At 30.6% G+C, this 18,535-nt stretch carries 17 protein-coding genes; 12 read left to right on the plus strand and 5 right to left on the minus strand.

Annotated features, from left to right (window positions below; all coding sequences use genetic code 11):
- Nucleotides 1–136 precede the first annotated feature (136 nt).
- Complete coding sequence (locus KO494_RS05465) at nt 137–1,684, minus strand: ribonuclease E/G (protein WP_215966600.1); 1,548 nt, start codon at nt 1,682–1,684, stop codon at nt 137–139.
- Nucleotides 1,685–2,118: 434 nt separating this feature from the next.
- On the minus strand, nt 2,119–2,409 hold the full coding sequence (locus tag KO494_RS05470; protein WP_019386001.1) for an HU family DNA-binding protein: 291 nt from the start codon (nt 2,407–2,409) through the stop codon (nt 2,119–2,121).
- 135 nt (nt 2,410–2,544) lie between these two features.
- Between KO494_RS05470 and mutY the strand changes: the two genes are divergently transcribed.
- The 4 genes from mutY (at nt 2,545) to gldD (ending at nt 6,104) form a co-directional block, all read left to right on the plus strand.
- Nucleotides 2,545–3,585 carry an A/G-specific adenine glycosylase gene (mutY, locus tag KO494_RS05475; protein ID WP_215966601.1) on the plus strand — a complete coding sequence of 347 codons (1,041 nt, stop codon included), beginning with the start codon at nt 2,545–2,547 and terminating at the stop codon, nt 3,583–3,585.
- 88 nt (nt 3,586–3,673) lie between these two features.
- Entirely contained in the window at nt 3,674–4,123 is a 450-nt protein-coding gene (locus KO494_RS05480; RefSeq protein ID WP_215966602.1) for a single-stranded DNA-binding protein, read from the plus strand.
- A 22-nt stretch (nt 4,124–4,145) separates the two neighbouring features.
- Nucleotides 4,146–5,450 (plus strand): gliding motility-associated protein GldE, encoded by a 1,305-nt coding sequence (locus KO494_RS05485; protein ID WP_215966603.1) that lies wholly within the window; start codon nt 4,146–4,148, stop codon nt 5,448–5,450.
- Nucleotides 5,451–5,522: 72 nt separating this feature from the next.
- Nucleotides 5,523–6,104 (plus strand): gliding motility lipoprotein GldD, encoded by a 582-nt coding sequence (gene gldD / locus KO494_RS05490; RefSeq protein WP_215966604.1) that lies wholly within the window; start codon nt 5,523–5,525, stop codon nt 6,102–6,104.
- Nucleotides 6,105–6,153: 49 nt separating this feature from the next.
- Here gldD and KO494_RS05495 read toward each other — a convergent pair whose 3' ends face one another.
- Nucleotides 6,154–6,663, minus strand: coding sequence for a cation transporter (locus KO494_RS05495; protein ID WP_215966605.1), 510 nt, complete (start codon nt 6,661–6,663; stop codon nt 6,154–6,156).
- Nucleotides 6,664–6,761: 98 nt separating this feature from the next.
- Here KO494_RS05495 and KO494_RS05500 point away from each other — a divergent pair, with 98 nt between their 5' ends.
- Complete coding sequence (locus tag KO494_RS05500; RefSeq protein ID WP_215966606.1) at nt 6,762–7,637, plus strand: DMT family transporter; 876 nt, start codon at nt 6,762–6,764, stop codon at nt 7,635–7,637.
- A gap of 47 nt (nt 7,638–7,684) precedes the next feature.
- On the opposite strand, the gene KO494_RS05505 is transcribed toward KO494_RS05500, so the two are convergent.
- Nucleotides 7,685–9,748 carry a pitrilysin family protein gene (locus tag KO494_RS05505; RefSeq protein ID WP_215966607.1) on the minus strand — a complete coding sequence of 688 codons (2,064 nt, stop codon included), beginning with the start codon at nt 9,746–9,748 and terminating at the stop codon, nt 7,685–7,687.
- Nucleotides 9,749–9,767: 19 nt separating this feature from the next.
- Nucleotides 9,768–11,087: a pitrilysin family protein gene (locus KO494_RS05510; protein ID WP_215966608.1), complete on the minus strand. Its 1,320-nt coding sequence runs from the start codon at nt 11,085–11,087 to the stop codon at nt 9,768–9,770.
- 183 nt (nt 11,088–11,270) lie between these two features.
- Here KO494_RS05510 and KO494_RS05515 point away from each other — a divergent pair, with 183 nt between their 5' ends.
- The 7 genes from KO494_RS05515 (at nt 11,271) to KO494_RS05545 (ending at nt 18,388) form a co-directional block, all read left to right on the plus strand.
- Nucleotides 11,271–11,723, plus strand: coding sequence for a DUF4199 domain-containing protein (locus KO494_RS05515; RefSeq protein WP_215966609.1), 453 nt, complete (start codon nt 11,271–11,273; stop codon nt 11,721–11,723).
- A 97-nt stretch (nt 11,724–11,820) separates the two neighbouring features.
- On the plus strand, nt 11,821–12,456 hold the full coding sequence (gene rplU, locus KO494_RS05520) for a 50S ribosomal protein L21 (RefSeq protein ID WP_215966610.1): 636 nt from the start codon (nt 11,821–11,823) through the stop codon (nt 12,454–12,456).
- A 42-nt stretch (nt 12,457–12,498) separates the two neighbouring features.
- Nucleotides 12,499–12,759 carry a 50S ribosomal protein L27 gene (rpmA, locus tag KO494_RS05525; protein WP_013869859.1) on the plus strand — a complete coding sequence of 87 codons (261 nt, stop codon included), beginning with the start codon at nt 12,499–12,501 and terminating at the stop codon, nt 12,757–12,759.
- Nucleotides 12,760–12,997: 238 nt separating this feature from the next.
- Complete coding sequence (locus tag KO494_RS05530; protein WP_215966611.1) at nt 12,998–14,509, plus strand: sodium:solute symporter; 1,512 nt, start codon at nt 12,998–13,000, stop codon at nt 14,507–14,509.
- On the plus strand, nt 14,484–15,989 hold the full coding sequence (locus KO494_RS05535; RefSeq protein ID WP_215966612.1) for a class I adenylate-forming enzyme family protein: 1,506 nt from the start codon (nt 14,484–14,486) through the stop codon (nt 15,987–15,989). The genes KO494_RS05530 and KO494_RS05535 overlap by 26 nt, the downstream gene beginning before the upstream one ends.
- On the plus strand, nt 15,986–16,930 hold the full coding sequence (locus KO494_RS05540) for an alpha/beta fold hydrolase (protein ID WP_215966613.1): 945 nt from the start codon (nt 15,986–15,988) through the stop codon (nt 16,928–16,930). Before KO494_RS05535 ends, KO494_RS05540 begins: the two co-directional genes overlap by 4 nt.
- A gap of 42 nt (nt 16,931–16,972) precedes the next feature.
- A complete protein-coding gene (locus KO494_RS05545) occupies nt 16,973–18,388 on the plus strand; it encodes a hypothetical protein (protein WP_215966614.1) in 1,416 nt (471 codons plus the stop codon).
- Nucleotides 18,389–18,535 lie beyond the last annotated feature (147 nt).

Here is an 18,535-nt window from a genome sequence, read left to right on the forward strand (position 1 = left end):
AAAACCACCTTTTCTTAATAAAAAAGAGGTGGTTTTTTTATGGTCTAATTATAGCTAATAATAAATTCCCTTTATTAAAGAAACAAAAGTCTATAAAACAAAAAAGCCTTACTTTTTAAGTAAGGCTTTTTTTAAATTATTTAATTTGATTACCATCTTTGTCAAAAAAATGATATTCTAAATACGTGTAAGCATCTCTTGGTAAAATTTTCACCCATTTTTTATGTTCAAAAAACCATTTTGAACGTATAGATGGAAAGCCCTTTGTTAAAAAGGCTGCTATAAAGGGATGTGTGTTTAAGGTCACCTTTTTATAGTCTTTTTTAAATAGTTGTTCCATATCATATTTAATTTTTGGAACAATACTAATTGGAGCTTCAACTTCAGAACCATTTACAATCTCATCAGGGTTTTCCTCACGAGTTTTAATATTCATTTCTGGTCTTACTCTTTGTCTAGTAATTTGTATCAAGCCAAACTTACTTGGAGGTAGTATTTTGTGTTTAGCTCTATCATCTTTCATTTCATCACGTAGGTGATTAAAAAGTTTTTTTCTGTGTTCAGCAGTATTTAAATCAATAAAATCTACAACTATAATTCCGCCCATATCACGTAAACGCAATTGTCTGGCCATTTCTGTTGCTGCAATTAAATTAACTTCTAATGCTGTATCCTCTTGAGAGTTGGCTTTGTTAGATCGGTTTCCGCTATTTACGTCTACAACGTGAAGTGCTTCGGTGTGTTCTATAACCAAATAAGCTCCTTTTTGCATGGAAACAGTTTTTCCAAAAGAGGTTTTAATTTGTCTTTCTACTCCATATTTTTCAAATATTGGAACATTAGACTGATACAATTTAACTATGGATTCTTTTTTAGGTGCAATTTCTTGCACATATTCTTTAATTTGAATGTAAAGCGCTTCATCATCCACATAAATTCCGGTAAAGGAATCATTAAATATGTCTCGTAATATAGAAGAAGCTTTGTTCATCTCTCCTAATACTTTACTGGGATGGTGTGCTTTGTGTAGCTTTTTACACATTGCGGTCCAACGACCTAACAAATTTTGTAAATCTTTGTCTAGTTCTGCTACTTTTTTGCCTTCTGCTACTGTACGTATAATAACACCAAATCCTTTTGGAGTTATGCTTTTTACCAAACGTTTTAATCTTTCTTTTTCTTCTTTGCTTTCTATTTTTTGAGAAATAGAAATTCTGTCAGAAAAAGGGACTAAAACAATATACCTACCAGCAATAGAAAGCTCAGAGCTTATTCTAGGGCCTTTTGTAGATATTGGTTCTTTTACTATTTGTACTAGTAACGATTGATTTGATTTTATAACGTTAGCTATGCTTCCGTTTTTATCAATATCTTTTTCAAATGGGAAATTCTTTAATGAAAAATCATTTAGTTTACCTGTGCTTACACTTTTTGTGAATTTTAAAAGAGAAGGTAGTTTTGGTCCTAAATCATGATAATGCAAAAAGGCATCTTTTTCATAACCTACATTAACAAATGCAGCATTTAAACCAGGAACAGCTTTTCGTATTTTGGCTATAAACACATCGCCAACAGAAAAGTTGTTACCATCTTCATCTTTATGTAATTCAATAAGTTTTCCATCTTTTAATAAGGCAAAATCAACGTGGTTTGGACTAGATCTAATGATCAATTCTTTTTCCATTTTGTTAATTTTTATCCATACTTTAAACGTTATATGATTGAAAAATTATAAGTTATTAATTGAAAAGCGTTACGCTTAGCAAATGAAATAACAAACAACAAACAACTATAAACTAAGTTGTACAGATGGATTATACATTATTTAATCTAATCATAGTTAATACAATTAACTATGATTAGAATTCACAGGATTTTTTAAAATCCGTGGAGTTCTAACATCGCAAGGTATTACGTGTTATATAGAACTCATTTCAAAGAACGTTTGTTATAAACTAAAAAAGTAGCTATTAACTACTTTTTTAACTTATTTTTTCTTTTTGTGACGGTTAGCGCGTCTTCTTTTTTTACGCTTATGCGTTGCAACCTTGTGTCTTTTGCGTTTTTTACCACTTGGCATAAGTTTGATTGTTTTTAAATTAATATTATTTTAGCGTCCTACTTAACGTCTACATTTGTTTTCACTCCTTCTACAAATACTTTAGCAGGTTTAAATGCCGGAATATTATGAGCAGGTATTTTTATTGTTGTGTTTTTAGAAATGTTTCTACCAGTTTTTTCAGCTCTTGTTTTAATTATAAAGCTACCAAAACCTCTTAGGTATACATTATCTCCACTTTCTAAAGATGTTTTTACTTCTTCCATAAAAGTTTCAACTGTTGCTTGAACATCTCCTTTTTCAATTCCTAATTTTTCAGAAATTTTTGCTACTAAATCAGCCTTAGTCATTTTCTATTATTTTAAATTATTGTAATCAGTTATTAAGGGATGCAAATATAGGAATTAAAATTTCAATATTTCAAACCTAATTCACTTAAATTTAACCCAATAAACGTTTATTTTTGCATATAGTATATATATAGTATGACTTTAAACAAAACTTTAACACATTGGTATTCAGTTAATAAAAGGGATTTGCCTTGGCGTAGAACAAAGAATCCATACTTTATCTGGTTATCAGAAATTATTTTACAACAAACAAAAATTGAACAAGGATTACCTTATTATGAAGCTTTTGTTACCAAATTTCCAACAATTTTTAGTCTTGCAGCCGCAAAAGAAAGTGAGGTTTTAAAATTATGGCAAGGTTTAGGGTATTATTCTAGAGCTAGAAATTTGCATGCAACAGCAAAATATGTAGTAACAGCGCTTGATGGAATATTTCCTGATAATTATAAAGATTTAATAAAACTTAAAGGTATTGGTGATTATACTGCTAGCGCTATTGCATCTATTAGTTTTAATGAAGTTTGTGCTGTTGTAGATGGTAATGTGTATAGGGCGTTTTCTAGATATTTTGGTATTGACACTCCTATTAATAGTACTCAAGGTCAAAAAGAATTTAAAGCATTAGCACAAAAATTAATAGATAAAGAAGATCCTGCTGAGTTTAACCAAGCTATTATGGAGTTTGGTGCTAGGCAATGTAAACCTAAAAATCCAGATTGTTCTGTTTGTCCGTTGCAAAATGGTTGTGTTGCTTTGCTTAATAATACTATTACACAACTGCCTGTTAAAAAGAAAAGTATTAAGCCAGTAAAAAAACATTTCAATTTTTTAGTATTTGTTTCTTCCGATAGAAAAACAATTTTACAAAAAAGAGAAGGTAAGGGTATTTGGCAAAAATTGTATCAATTTCCTTTAATAGAAAGTACAGAGAGTTTGAGTTTTAATAAAATGGCATCGCATTTAAATACGCATGAACTAACCCAAGCTACCTTATTTACTTTGTCTTTATATAATGAAGAAGCTATTATACATAAATTATCACATCAGCATTTACATACTAAATTCTGGATTATAGAAGTAGATACACTACCTGTTAACGGGGTTTTAATAGATAAAACCAAAGACTACCCAGTTCCTGTATTGGTTTCTAATTTTATGGAAACATTTAATTTTTAAAGCAATAGACTATTTCATAATTTTTTATTAAATTTAAGTTTATCAATTGCAAAATCGTAATTTTGCCTAACAATAAAAATAAGATAACATGTCAGGTACGTTAAATAAAGTAATGCTAATTGGGCATTTAGGTGATGAAGTAAAAATGCATTATTTTGAAGGAGGTGGTTGTGTAGGTCGTTTTCCTATTGCAACTAATGAAACTTATACTAATAAGCAAACTAATGAGCGCGTTACCAATACAGAATGGCATAACATAGTGGTGCGTAATAAAGGTGCAGAAATTTGCGAAAAATATTTAAGCAAAGGGGATAAAGTATATATAGAAGGAAGAATTAAAACAAGAAAATGGCAAGATGAAAGTGGAAATGATCGTTTTTCTACTGAAATTCAATGTAATGATTTTACCTTTTTAACTACTAAAAACGAAAGTGGAAACGCTAATAATGCGCCACAACAAACACAAAAACCACAAGCAGCGCAGCCAAAAGCTAGTGCTCCTGTTGTAGAAGATGATAATGACGATCTACCTTTTTAATGTTTAACCAAAATTATAATCCTTGGATCCCGAACCCACGAGTTTTTTAATAATAAATTTAGCAATTGAATTTTCAGTTGTACTTGGTTTTGTGCTCTTATTTGTACTATTACTTTGTTCTGCACTAATATCTGGAGCAGAGGTAGCCATGTTTTCTTTAACAGAACTAGATATTGAAGAAGGTTTAGAGCAAAAATCTAAACCAATACAGATAATCTCTAATCTATTACAAAAACCAAAAAAACTACTAGCAACTATACTTGTAGCTAATAATTTTATAAATATAGCAATAGTAATACTCTTTGCTTATTTGGGTAATTTTGTGTTTTCAAGTATACATTCTGCTGTTTTAAAATTTATTTTAGAAGTAGTTTTAGTTACTTTTTTAATCTTGCTATTTGGCGAAATTTTACCAAAAGTATATGCTATTAGAAATAAATTGAAGTTTGCCGTGTTTATGGCGTATCCTTTGCGTTTTTTAGATGTTGTTTTTTCACCTTTAAGCTTACCCATGCGAAGCATAACACTAGCAATAAATAATAGGTTTGGTAAGCAAAAATCTAACATTAGTGTAGATCAGCTTTCACAAGCGTTAGAACTAGCAAGTGATGAGGATACTACTAAAGAAGAACAGAAAATATTACAAGGTATTGTCTCTTTTGGTAATACAGATACCAAACAGGTAATGCGACCAAGAATAGATATTTTTGCTTTAAATGTAGAACAGAAATATGCAGAAATACTACCTGAAATTATTAAAAACGGCTATTCTAGAATTCCTGTTTATAAAGACAATATAGATACTGTTATTGGCGTTTTGTACGTTAAAGACTTGTTGCCTTTTATAGATAGAAAACAATTAGATTGGAAAGTTTTATTGCGCGAACCTTTCTTTGTACCAGAAAACAAAAAATTAGACGATTTAATGGCTGAGTTTCAAGAAAAGAAAGTGCATTTAGCTGTTGTTGTAGATGAGTATGGAGGTACATCTGGGCTTATTTCTTTAGAAGATATTATTGAAGAAATTGTTGGTGATATAAGTGATGAGTTTGATGATGAAGGATTGGTGTACTCTAAGTTAGATGATAAAAATTATGTTTTTGAAGGAAAAACGGCATTAAAAGATTTTTATAAAATTATAAAATTAGAAGATTCAGATTGTTTTGAAAACAATAAAGGAGAAGCCGAAACTATTGCGGGTTTTGTTTTAGAAATTTCTGGTAGTTTTCCTAAAATCAATAGTAAAATAGTATTTGAAAATTATGTTTTTACCATTGAAGCATTAGATAAAAAACGTATAATTCGCATAAAAGTTACCATGCCTTAATTATTAAAAAAGGCCATTCAAGAGTTTCTATTTATTAATTGAAATGTATTGAAAACCTATTGAAAAATATTTATGAAACAGTTTTTAGTTTTACCTATAATAATTTGCTTATTAATTACTTCTTGCGGAGGTGAGACAACACCTAAACCAGCAGCAAAGCTTCGTTTAGAGTATGCAGAACCTAAGTATGAAGAAACAAATTTAGATATGCCTTTTGCCTTTGAAAAAAATGCTTTGGCAACAAATGTAAAAACAAGAAAACTTAATGGGGAAGATAGTTATGGTGTAAACCTAGAGTATCCTACATTAAAAGGAACCATTTATCTTACTTATAAAGCAATAAATAAAAGTGAAGAAAAATTAATATCCTATTTACGTGATGCACAAAATTTTACCCAAGAGCATACGCAGAAAGCAGATGAAATTGTAGAAAGACCTTATGAAAATACTAAAAGAAAAGTGTATGGTATGTTTTATGAAGTAGGAGGTAATGCGGCTTCACAGTCACAGTTTTACGTTACAGATAGTACAGATCATTTTTTAACAGGCTCTTTATATTTTTATACAAAACCTAATTTTGATTCTATACTTCCGGCTGCAAATTATTTACAAAAAGATATACAGCGAATTATGGAGTCTGTTGCTTGGAAATAAAAAAAGCTTCTCATTTTGAGAAGCTTTTTTGTTTTATTTACTTTTATTATTAAGCTTTAGCTTTGTCTGCGCAACAAGCTTTTTTACAATCTTTAGAGCAAGCTTTCTTTTCTGCTTCTGTTTTGTTTGCACAACATGCTTTTTTACAATCTGCACTACAAGCTTTTTTATCTGAAAAATCTGTAACCGTTTTCATGTCTTTAACAGTATAGGTGTCACCAACTTTACCTACCGTTTCTACTAAAGAAGTTGTGGTAACTTTAGCATTATCATACTCTACCATAGCTAATTTTTTGTCATAATCTACTTTTGCAGATTTTACACCTTCCATTTTAGCTAATTTCTTTTCAATAGTTCTAGCACAACCAATAGCACAAGTCATACCTTCAATAGTAAATTCTGCTTTTTCGTATGTTGCGTTTGGGTCTAAAGCTGCTTTTTCAGTTTTAACAGCGGTTTCTGTTTCTACGGTTACCACTTCGGCTTTAGGTTCGTTTTTACAACTATAAGCAGTAAGTGTAATTACTACAATTAGTGCAATATTTTTTATTATTTTCATGGTATAAATTTTTGTTATTCAATTCTTTGCAAATCTAATAATTATTTGCCTTTAATTGTGTTAAAAAGTAGCACTTTTGCAGTATTAATAATAGAAGTATGTTTCAAGATAATAAAAAATGGATTTACCTTATAGTGTTGTCACTAATTTGGGGTACTTCATTTATACTTATAAAAAAAGCATTAATTGGTTTAAATCCTTATCAATTAGGTGCTTTAAGAACAATAATAACGGGTTTGTTTTTATTTATAGCTGGTTATAAAACAGTAAAAACTATTCAAAAGGAAGCCTGGAAATGGATCGCTGTTTCTGGTTTTTTTGGTTCGTTTATTCCTGCATTTTTCTTTGCCATAGCAGAAACAGAAATAGATAGTGCTGTGGTGTCTGTTTTAAACTCTTTAGTGCCTTTAAATACTATTTTAATAGGTCTTGCTGTGTTTAAAATAACGTCTACAAGAAAACAGGTTTTTGGTGTTATGGTTGGTTTTGTAGGTACTGCAATATTAATTTTAAAAGGAGCTGCATTAAATCCGGAACAAAATTATTGGTATGCAGGTTTTATAATTGCTTCTACTATTATGTATGCAATAAATGTAAATATTATAAAAAAACATTTACAAGATATAAGACCGTTGGCTATTGCTACGGGAAATTATGTGGTTATTTTTATTCCTGCGGTATTGGTTTTGTTGTTTACAGGCTTTTTTACAAAAGAAACGTTTAATAAACCAGCGTTAGGAGCATCTATAATGTATGTTGTTATTTTGTCCTTTTTTGGTACTGCATTAGCTAAAGTGTTTTTTAATAAACTGGTGCAAATATCTACGCCTGTTTTTGCTTCTTCTGTAACTTACGTTATGCCTATTGTAGCTTTAGGTTGGGGCATTTTAGATGGTGAAGATTTTAGTTTACTGCAAGCTTTTGCTTCTGGAATAATATTAATTGGTGTGTATTTATCTCAAAAAAGAGCATAAAAAAACCGAAGCATAAACTTCGGTTTTAGTTTGTATAGTGGTTTTACTTAGTTAAAGTCAGCATCTGTAACACCTTCATTTACTTTGATTTCAGTTACTTTAAAATCAAATTTTTGTGGCCCCATAGTTTGGCTAATTTTAAAAGGAAATTGAACTCCTGATATTTCTTGGTAGTTTGTGAAAAATATGTTTGAAGTTCCCATTGGTGATGTTTTTTCTTCTTTTATTTTTAATCCTGTTGCTACACTGTAGAAATTTGTTTGATCTTCAGATATTTTAATTCTGTAGGCTTTTTCACCATCAACGTCTTCAATTTTTTCTAAACTTACTTCATTTTCTAAATAGTTAAGCTCAGGAAAAGGAGCTCCTTCAGTTTTTGTTTTACTAACTTCATCTGTAGTCATGTCTTTATGTTGTCCTTGCATTACAGTGTAGCCTGTTTCTCCATTCATTACTGTTTTTACAATAGATTGTCCCATTGCTGTAATTTCTTGAGCAAATTGATTTTTTGATGTTTTTTTCATTTCTAAAAGCATCATCATTCCTGGCTGAAATTCTGCTTCTGCGGTAATAAGTACAGAGTTAACTTTGTTTAGGTTTTCTTTTCCTCCAATAGCATCAATATACTTATTAAGTACAGTGTTAGCATTTACATCACTTGGCATTTCTATGTTGTAGTTAGGTTTTGCTGTTTGTTTAGCGTAAGCATCGTAATATTTAATAGGTACATTGCTTCCGTTAAAAGTAACTTTTTCTAAATTTTCTAATACATCGCTACCTTTACCAACAACTATAATTTTAGCATTTTCTGTACTAAAGTATTTGTTAGCTACTCTACTTACATCTTCTGCAGTAACGGCATTTATTTTTTGTAAATAGGTTGTGTAAAAATCTTTAGGTAAGTTGTTTAGTTTAATGTTTAAGGCGTATTTAGCTATGTTTTGTGGGTTTTCTAATGCTAATACAAAGTCACCAACGTATTTTGCTTTTGCATTTGTTAGTGCTTCTGCAGTAACAGGTTCTGTTTTTATACGCTTAATTTCTTTTAAAGTTTGCACAACAGCACTATCTGTTACAGCATTTCTAACTGCAGCTCCAGCGGTAAAACGAGATACATATTTGTCTGCTCCAACATTAGATCGAGCTCCATAAGTATAACCATGTTCTTCACGAAGATTCATGTTTAAGTAACTGTTAAATCCGCCACCAAGAATTTTATTAGCTATTAAAACAGCGTGATAATCTGGGTCGCTCATTTTTAAATCAACATTGTTGGTTAAAGAAATGTTAGATTGTACAGCGTTTGGCATGTCTACAAAATTAATTTGTGTGTATTGCGCATTAGGCATTGCTTCTGGTACAGTGTAAGCTACTTCTATGTTGCTTTCCCAAGAAGAAAAGTAGTCTTTAACTTGTTTTTCTATAGTACTGTAATCTACATCACCAACAACTACTAGGTAAGCATTTGTAGGTGTAAAATATCTTTGGTAAAAGGTTTTAATATCTTTTAATGTTACCTTATTTATAGTTTCTTCGGTTACAAATTCTCCGTAAGGATGCGTAGTTCCGTATGCTAAAGCTTTACCAACACGACTAGCAACAGCATCTACACTTTTCTTGTTAGATTTTAAACCTTCAATAGCTTTTTCTTTTTCTTTTTGAAATTCTTCTTCTGTTAATAAAGGATTTGTTACTGCATCTGCCATTAGTTTTAAAATTCTATCCGCATATTTAGATAATGAACTGGCATAGCCTCCATTGTATCTAAAACTCATTCTAGCGCCTAAAAAGTCAATTTCTTCATTAAAAGCATCTTTACTTATGGTAGAGGTTCCGTTACCAAGCATGCTTCCTAGTAAACCTGAAACTCCAGCAATATCGCCTTCAATTACGGGTTTGTTGTCTATAGTTAAGCTATAAGAAACACGTGGTAGTTTGTGGTTTTCAACTACTAAAACTTTTAATCCGTTTGGTAGTGTGAATTCTCCAGGAACTTCTAAAGCTATTTTAGGAGCTGGTCCTGGTGTAGGTTGTTTAGATCTGTCTACTTGTGCTTGTGTGCCAAGTGCCATAAAAAACAAGGTTAATACTGTAAATATTTTAGTTTTCATTTTGTATGCGTTTATTTTTTTATTGATCTTTTTCTTTTGGTAAATACTTTAACTCTAAACGTTGGTTAGGATTTAAGTATTTTTTAGCTACTGCTTGAATGTCTTCTCTGGTAATAGATCTATAAATTTCTATTTCTTTATTAATTAAAGAAGTGTCACCATATAGCATATAGTATGTGGCAAGAGAACCAGCAATACCTTGAACACTAGAATTAGAGTTTACAAATTGGTTTTCAAACTTATTTTGAAGTTTTTGGTAGTCTCTTTCAGAAATTAATTCGTTTTGAACTTTTACAATTTCTTCATCAATTTCTTTAATTAAGTCATCAAGTTTTACGTCTCCTAGCGGTAGCCCAAATAAAATATAGGTACCATAATCTTCTTGGCTATTATTAAAGGCTCCTACTTGTAAAGCCATTTTTTTGTCATCTACTAGTTTTTTATACAGTTTTGAAGATTTTCCGTCACTTAAATAGCTAGAAAGCATATCTAAAACATAGGCATCTCTTTCTTTCATAGAAGGTGTTCTATAAGCAGCAACTATAGCAGGAATTTGAATGTTGCTATCATAGGCTGTTGCTTTAATAGGTGAAGTAATAGGGTCTTCTTTTGGGAAGTTTCTGGTAATTTCTTTTCCTCTAGGAATTGGTCCAAAATAATCTTGAATCATTTTTTTTACAGCAGAAACATCAATATCTCCAGCAACCACTAATACAGCGTTGTTTGGTACATAGAATTTTTTATTGAATGCTTGAAACTCTTCTAAAGTAGCAGCATCTAAATGTTCCATTTTTCCAATGGTTGTCCATTTGTAAGGGTGTTTTTTAAACATGTTTTTCTTCACGTTTTCAAAAAACTTACCGTATGGAGAGTTGTCTACACGTAAACGTTTTTCTTCTTTAACAACTTCATTTTGTGTGTCAACACCAATTTGATTAATAATAGGGTGCATTAATCTTTCCGATTCCATCCATAAGCCAAGCTCTACACTGTTAGAAGGAAAAACCTCATAGTAGTATGTTCTGTCGTCTGTTGTGTTTGCGTTATTGCTTCCTCCGTTAGAGGTTACTATGTTAAACCAATCTCCTCTTTTAATGTTTTCTGTTCCTTCAAATAAAAGGTGTTCAAAAAAGTGAGCAAAACCTGTTCGCTCTGGGTTTTCATCTTTTGCACCAACATGGTACATTACAGAGGTTGTTACTACAGGAGCTGAGTTGTCTTGGTGTAAGATAACGTGCATGCCATTATCTAAATCATACTCTTCATAGGTGACTTCTTGCGCTGTTAAGGTAAAACCAGCTAAACAAAAAGAAGCTAAGGCAAAAATGCGTTTTTTCATTGTGTTTAATTTTTCAGTATTAGTATGTAGTTGTGGGTCTTTTGTTACAACATATAACAACAAAAATAAGAATTGAAGGCTGTTATAGCTCAATTTTTGTTAAAAATTAACATCAAATTGTAGTAATTTGATTTGATTTTTACGAAATTTAAGAATGAGTAATAATCTAAAAACCAATTTGTTATGAAAAATGTATCGCTACCTGTTAGATTCGGTTTAGTTATAAGTGCTTGTTTAATCGCTTACTTTTTACTTTTATCCTTATTCCGTTTACATACTAATCCTTTTTTTAGTTTGTTTAATGGGGTTATTACGGGGTTTGGTATTTATGAAACTATTAAGTATTACAAATTACAGCAAGCAGAACGTTTTAGTTACACAGGAGGATTTACTGTTGGTATTACAGCAGGTTTTATAGCTACACTAATCTTTACTGTTTTTTTTACTTTTTATGCTACGGAAGTAAATAGGAGTTTTTTAAATGAATTATTAACTGTTTTTAAAGGAGATTATGACGTACATATAGGTATAGTAGCGTTTGTAACAGCTATTATGGGGTTTGCAACAACCGTTGTAGCTACCTTAACCTGCATGCAATTATTTAAAAACAGCAGAAATATTGTTCAAAAAGCATAAAACGTTTGTAGTTTAATTAATTAGAAGTATATTTGCATCCGTTTTCTAAGGAAAATGAGACAATTTTATATAAATTAATTAATAAAAACGTTACGCTATGTACGCAATTGTAGAGATAGCAGGGCATCAATTTAAAGTTGAAAAAGACCAAAAAGTTTTTGTTAACCGTTTAGCAATAGAAGAAGGAAAGAATGTATCTTTTGATAATGTTCTTTTAGTTGCAGATGGTAGCAATGTAACTGTAGGCGCCCCAGCTATAGGCGGAGCACAAGTAAGTGCAAAAGTCTTAAAGCACCTTCAAGGTGATAAAGTTATTGTTTTCAAAAAGAAAAGAAGAAAAGGTTACCGTGTTAAGAATGGACACAGACAAGCTTTATCTGAAATCGTTATTGAAAGCATTGTAGCTTCAGGAGCTAAGCCAGCTGCTAAAGCTGAAAAAGCTGCTCCAGCAAAAAAAGCTAAGCCAGCTGCTAAAAAAGCAACAGGTAAAGCAGATGATTTAAAGAAAATTGAAGGTATTGGACCTAAAATTGCGGAAACTTTAGTGGAAGCAGGTGTTGCAACTTTTGCTGAATTAGCAAAAACTGATGCAGCAAAAATTTCTGAAATCATTGCAGGTGTTCGTGGTAATCACGTAACAGATACTTGGCCAGCACAAGCTAAATTAGCTGCTGATGGTAAGTGGGATGAGCTAAAGAAATGGCAAGACGAATTAGATGGTGGAAAAGCTTAATTGCTAAACCACTTAAGTATAACTATATAAAACCTTAAGATCATGGCTCATAAAAAAGGAGTTGGTAGTTCGAAGAATGGTAGAGAATCAGAATCAAAACGCTTAGGTGTTAAGATTTTTGGTGGACAAGCTGCTATTGCTGGTAACATTATCATAAGACAAAGAGGTAATACGCACCATCCAGGTGAAAACGTATACCAAGGAAAAGATCATACTTTACATGCTAAAGTTGATGGTTTAGTAAAATTCACAAAGAAAAAAGACAATAAGTCTTACGTTTCTATTGAGCCTTTTGAGGCTTAGGAATTTTAAATCCTAAAAATTTTAAAACACCTTTACTTAAAAAAGTAAAGGTGTTTTTTTTTGCGCCTACTTATAATGGTATTTTAAATTAAAAGTCATAGTTTGTGTAAGTGGCTGTTTTGCAACTTAATTGCTTTGTAATGCTATTATTTGGTTTATAAGTCATACCTTATAAAGGTAAAAAACTTAAAACCAAAATAATATAAAGTTTGTTATTTGTTTTTAAAGAAATATACAAATGATAGCATCAGAAAAGTTAGTGACTTATATGTGGATTTTATTAGCTGTTTACGCAGCTGTAATATTGTATTTTGTAATACGAGGGGCAAAAAAAAATACAAGCATAAAAGATTATGCTGTTGGTAATATTGGTTTTTCACCATGGGTTGTAGGTCTGTCTTTAGCAGCTTCTATGACTAGTGCTGCTACTTTTATTATTAACCCAGGCTTTATAGCACTTTACGGAATTTCTGGTGTAATTTCATTTGCACTTGTCTTACCAATAGCTGCTTTTATATCGTTAATTGTTTTTACAAAAGGCTTTGTAAAGCAAGGTAATGCTGTTAAAGCAACCACTATGGCGCAATGGATTGGTAAACGCTATAAGAGCAAGTCATATGCGTTTTTTTTTGGTGTTATTGCGCTTTTGCTAATTACATTTATTGTGCTTATTAATGTTGGTCTTACACAAGTAATTTCTAAATCGCTTAATGCAGATCCGTTTTATGTGCTTCTTGCAATAACAGCATTTGTTTTTGGGTATATGATGTTTGGTGGTGCTAACTCTATGGTTTATACCAATACTATCCAGGCTATTATTATGTTTATTGTAGCTATAATATTAATTAGTTCTGGTTCAGAATATTTTTCTGATGGGATTACAGGCTTTTTTGATAAGTTAAATACCATTGATTCTAATTTAACTAAACCTACAAATGCTTCAAGCTTTCTTTTTCGTGATTATTTTGAAATAATTGTAACTCAAATTATTATTGGTGTTGCTATTGTTTGTCAGCCACATATTATAACCAAATCATTATTATTAAAAGATTCTAGTAAAATTAATAGCTACCTTTTTAGTGGTATTGCCTTTATGATTGTTTTCTTTTTGGTTGTAGTAGTTGGTTTGTATGCACGTATAAGTTTTCCAGATTTAATGGTTAATGGTGAGGCTTTACGAATGGATGAAATTATACCTACCTATGTAGTGACTAAGTTTTCTGTAGGTGTTGGTTTAGTAATTGTAGTTGGCTTAATTTCTGCAGGTTTATCTACTTTAGAGAGTTTAATTCAGTCTTTGTCTATAACCATTACATCAGATATTATTAATCCTTTGTTTAAAGATAAATTTACCGAAAAAACCATAACAATAAATAAAATGGTTATTGTTATACTTGCTGTGGTGAGCTTTTTACTGAGTTGGCAGCAAATAAAAAGTCCAAATGTGAGTGTGGCTATTTTTGCTCAAAATGGAGTGTATGCTTACTTTGCTGCAGCATTTGTTCCTGTTCTTTTTGGTACATTTTTAAATAATGTGTCTACAAGATCAGCCTCTATTGCTAGCATTACTGCAATTGTAGTTCATTTTGGTATTTACTATGGAAGAATAACACCTTATATGCAAGAACCTGTAAATAATCCTGGTGTTTCTGCAGCAATGGGTATTGTTGCATCTCTTGTTGTTGGTTATATTATTTATAAATTAGATTCAAAAAAAGAACTAAGTGGAAGCATTAGATTGGACAGCTAAATGGGCAGATTATACGCCAGAAAAAATTGCTATAACATCGTATGACGCAAATAAAAATTATACGTATAGTGATTTACATATCTATGCCAACCGATTAATTCATTCTTTTATTGACCTTCAGTTAGAAGAAGGAGATAGAGTTGCTGTTTTAGCAGAACATAGCTTAGAGTATATTGTTCTTTTTGTGGCTTGCCAACGTATGGGATTAATATTAGTGCCTTTAAACTATCGTTTGTCTATAAATGAAATAGCCAAGCTTATTGTAGATTGTACACCAAGTCTGTTTATATGTAATGAAAACCATCAAGAAAAAACAGAACAATTACCCATTCAAAATATAAAAAAACTTTCTTTAAAAGCAGTAGAGCAGTTTTTTTATAAAGAAGTAAATATACCTGCAAAAACATTTGTAATAAAAGAAGATAATCCGCTATTTATATTCTATACTTCTGGAACAACAGGAGCTCCAAAAGGTGTTATATATACTAATAAAATGTTGTTTTGGAATAGCCTAAACACATCTATGCAATTGGGTATTACGTTTAGAGATTCTACCATAAATACCTTGCCTCCTTATCACACCTCTGGTTGGAATGTTTTTATTACCCCATTACTGCATAAAGGTGCTCATATAGGTATGTTAGAAAAATTTGATGCAGAAAAAATACTATGCCTTTTAGAGCTTAATAAAACCACATTATTTATGGCTTTACCTACTATGTTGTTAATGATGCAAAAAACTCCTGTTTTTAAAAATGTAAGCCTTAAAAAATTACGTTATATTATTTCTGGTGGCGAAAAAGTATCCTCAGAATTGGTTTCCTTCTGGAAAAATGAAAAAAACATTTATATAAGACCTGGTTATGGTCTAACAGAAGCAGGACCTAGTATTACGTCTTTACATCATAAAATGGCTGAGCTAAAGCCAAATTCTATAGGGAAACCAAACTTTTATTTAGATTTAAAAATTGTAAATAAAAAAGGCGATCCAGTTAAGGTGCATGAGGTGGGAGAACTTTGTATTAGAGGCAACATTGTAACACCTGGTTATTGGAATAATTCAGTTAAAACTAGTAGTAAAATTAAAAAAGGATGGTTGTTTACTGGAGATTTTGCATTTACTGATGCAGAAGGCTTTTTGTATATGAAAGGTCGTAAAAATGATATGTATATCTCTGGCGGAGAAAATATTTATCCACAAGAAATTGAAGAACATTTAGAGCAAATAAAAGGTATAAAAAAGGCTGTAGTTTTAAGTGTAAAAGATGAAAAATGGGGAGAGTGTGGTATCGCGTTTGTAACTACAGTAAATAAGACGCTATCTGTAGTGCAAATTAGAGAAGAATTAAAAGCTAATTTAGTGAATTTTAAACATCCTAAACACCTTTTTGTTTTAGATGAAATTCCGTTAACTAGTTTAGGAAAAGTGTCTAGAAAAAAATTATTTAAATATTTTAATACGGTTACATCGCAACAATGAAAAGACTTATTCTATTATACATTTTTACTTTTATTAGTGCTACTGTAGTATCGCAAAAATCAGATAAACTTATGAAAGAAATAATTTCTCAATATGATTTCAAATCGCATTCTGTGGTAATTGACAGTACAGAAATAAGCTATATTAAAGAAGGTTCTGGTGAAAAAACAATGCTATTTGTTCATGGTTTAAGTAGCAATTCTGATGCGTGGTCTAAGAACATACATGCTTTAAAAGATCAATATACGTGTGTAGCGTTAGATTTACCAGGTTTTGGTAAGTCTTCAAAACCAGATGTAGCATATACGCCTTCTTATTTTGCCGAAATTTTACACAAATTTATCTGCAAATTAAAGCTAGATAATGTAGTGCTTGTTGGTCATTCTATGGGAGGCCAAGCAAGTATTAAATTAGCAACGATATACAAAGAAGATATAAAGCAGTTAATACTAGTTGCACCAGCAGGATTAGAGCAGTTTTCAGAAGTAAATGCTAATGTTCTTAAAGGTTTTTTTACTCCAGAAATGGTGAAAAATACAACCGATGAGCAAATAGAAAAAAATTACGCGTTAAACTTTTATAAATTACCAGAAGAAGCTTCCAAAATGATTGCCGATAGAAAACAAATTAAATTAGCAACAGATTTTGATGCGCATTGTCATGCTATTGTAAATAGTATTTCTGGAATGTTAAACGATCCTGTGTATGACGATTTAGCACAAATAACACACAAAACATTAGTTGTTTTTGGTACAAAAGACATGCTTATACCTAACCGTTATCTAAACCCAAATTTAACAACAAAGCAAGTAGGTGCAATAGCTTCAGAAAAAATTAAAGAAGTACAAGTAGCTTTTGTTGAAGATGCTGGTCATTTTGTTCAGTTTGAAAAACCTACAGAAGTAAACCTTCTTATTGAAAAATTTGTAGTAAATAATTAAAAATAAAATATATAATAGCGACCTAATTTTATTTGGTATATAATGAAAACTAAACTTAAAAAATTTACCGAATTTAGTAAAACCATTCTGCCAAATGAAGCTAAGTATTTGCTAAATAGATATCAATTTACAGATGCTGAAAAGCTTCAGATTATAGAGTTGTTAATAACGAATGCTTTATCGCAAAAAGGTTTTGTAGATTTTGATACCAATATTAATAAACGTAAATATTCATATATTAAAAATTGGGTAGAAAAAAAATTAGCCAATATAGATGTAGATGCAACCATTGCCTGGTTAATGTCTCTTAAGCAAAAAATACTTACAGATGCTATAGCGTCTAGTGAAGAAAAAGCATTTCTACATTATATTGCAACCTATAAAAACATTGAGTTTAATTTTCAGAACTTATATGATTTAGCAAAAGAATACAAGTCGTATTTACTAGTTAGAATGCGCTATAAAGACCATCAAATAGTAGCAGATTTTATAGAAACTTACAAAGCAAAATATATGGAGGTTAAAGATGTTAACGAAAAATTATATACTGCTACTACAGAAATTACAAATCAATATACTCTTAATAATAACGAGACTAAACATTTAGAATCTTGGCTTCTTGATGTTTTTAATAATAAAAAAATAGACGGTAAAAATAGGTATCAAGCCTTTGTTTTACTTGCTTTTTTATACACTAATTATAATGAGAGTGATAAATTAAAAATTATTTTTGACCAAATAGACTATTATTTTAGTCAAGGCCAAATGTATTCCAGACGTTTGTTGTCTAATTATTATGCGAGTCGTGTGTTGCTGCACTCTAAAGAAAATGAATTGGTAGAAGCAGAATTCTATGGCTATTTATCTATCAGGCAAAACAATAACGATACGTTAATGTATTTAAATAATTTAGTGGCTATTTTATTGCGAAACAATAGTGCTAAAAAGGCTTTTGCGTTATTAGATGGGTATCAAGAACTGTATAAACAAACCCATAATTACCATCAAAAAATAGGGTATTGTTCGTATCAAGTTCGAGTTTTATCAGAGCTTCAAAATCACAAGCTAGCAGAAGCAACAGCTAAAACATTTTTAACAAAGTATAAAAAAGAAGTTTTAAAACATCGTTGGCATCATTTCTTTACATCTTATATAAATGTTTTAATAATTCAAGAAAAGTATGAAGAAGTGCTTAAGTTGGCCTCTAAATTTAATTTAATAGAAAAAGAAAGCGAAAGGCAAAAGAAAAATAACTACGTACCTAATATATCCTGGAGTATATCGCTTTCCAGATATATGGAAGGTAAAATAAATTCTTCCCGTTTATTAGACGAAATTAAAACGCCACTTAAAGGAATAGAACCTACAAAAAATCAGAAACAATTAATGATTAAGGTTATTGATACGCTTTCAAATAACTTACCAGAAGCTTTTTTAAAGCTAAAGTCACATATATAATTTAGTAACCTAAGGTTATTCCTTTATCAGTGGTTTTGTTAAATTAATTGAAAATTAAAAAGTTAAGTCACACTTATTATTGATGGTTTTTGCTTTAGTTTATTTTCTTTTTCATAATAGATTGCCACTATAATCTAACTTAAAACA

Source organism: Lacinutrix sp. C3R15, from assembly GCF_018860825.1.
Taxonomy (GTDB): domain Bacteria; phylum Bacteroidota; class Bacteroidia; order Flavobacteriales; family Flavobacteriaceae; genus Oceanihabitans.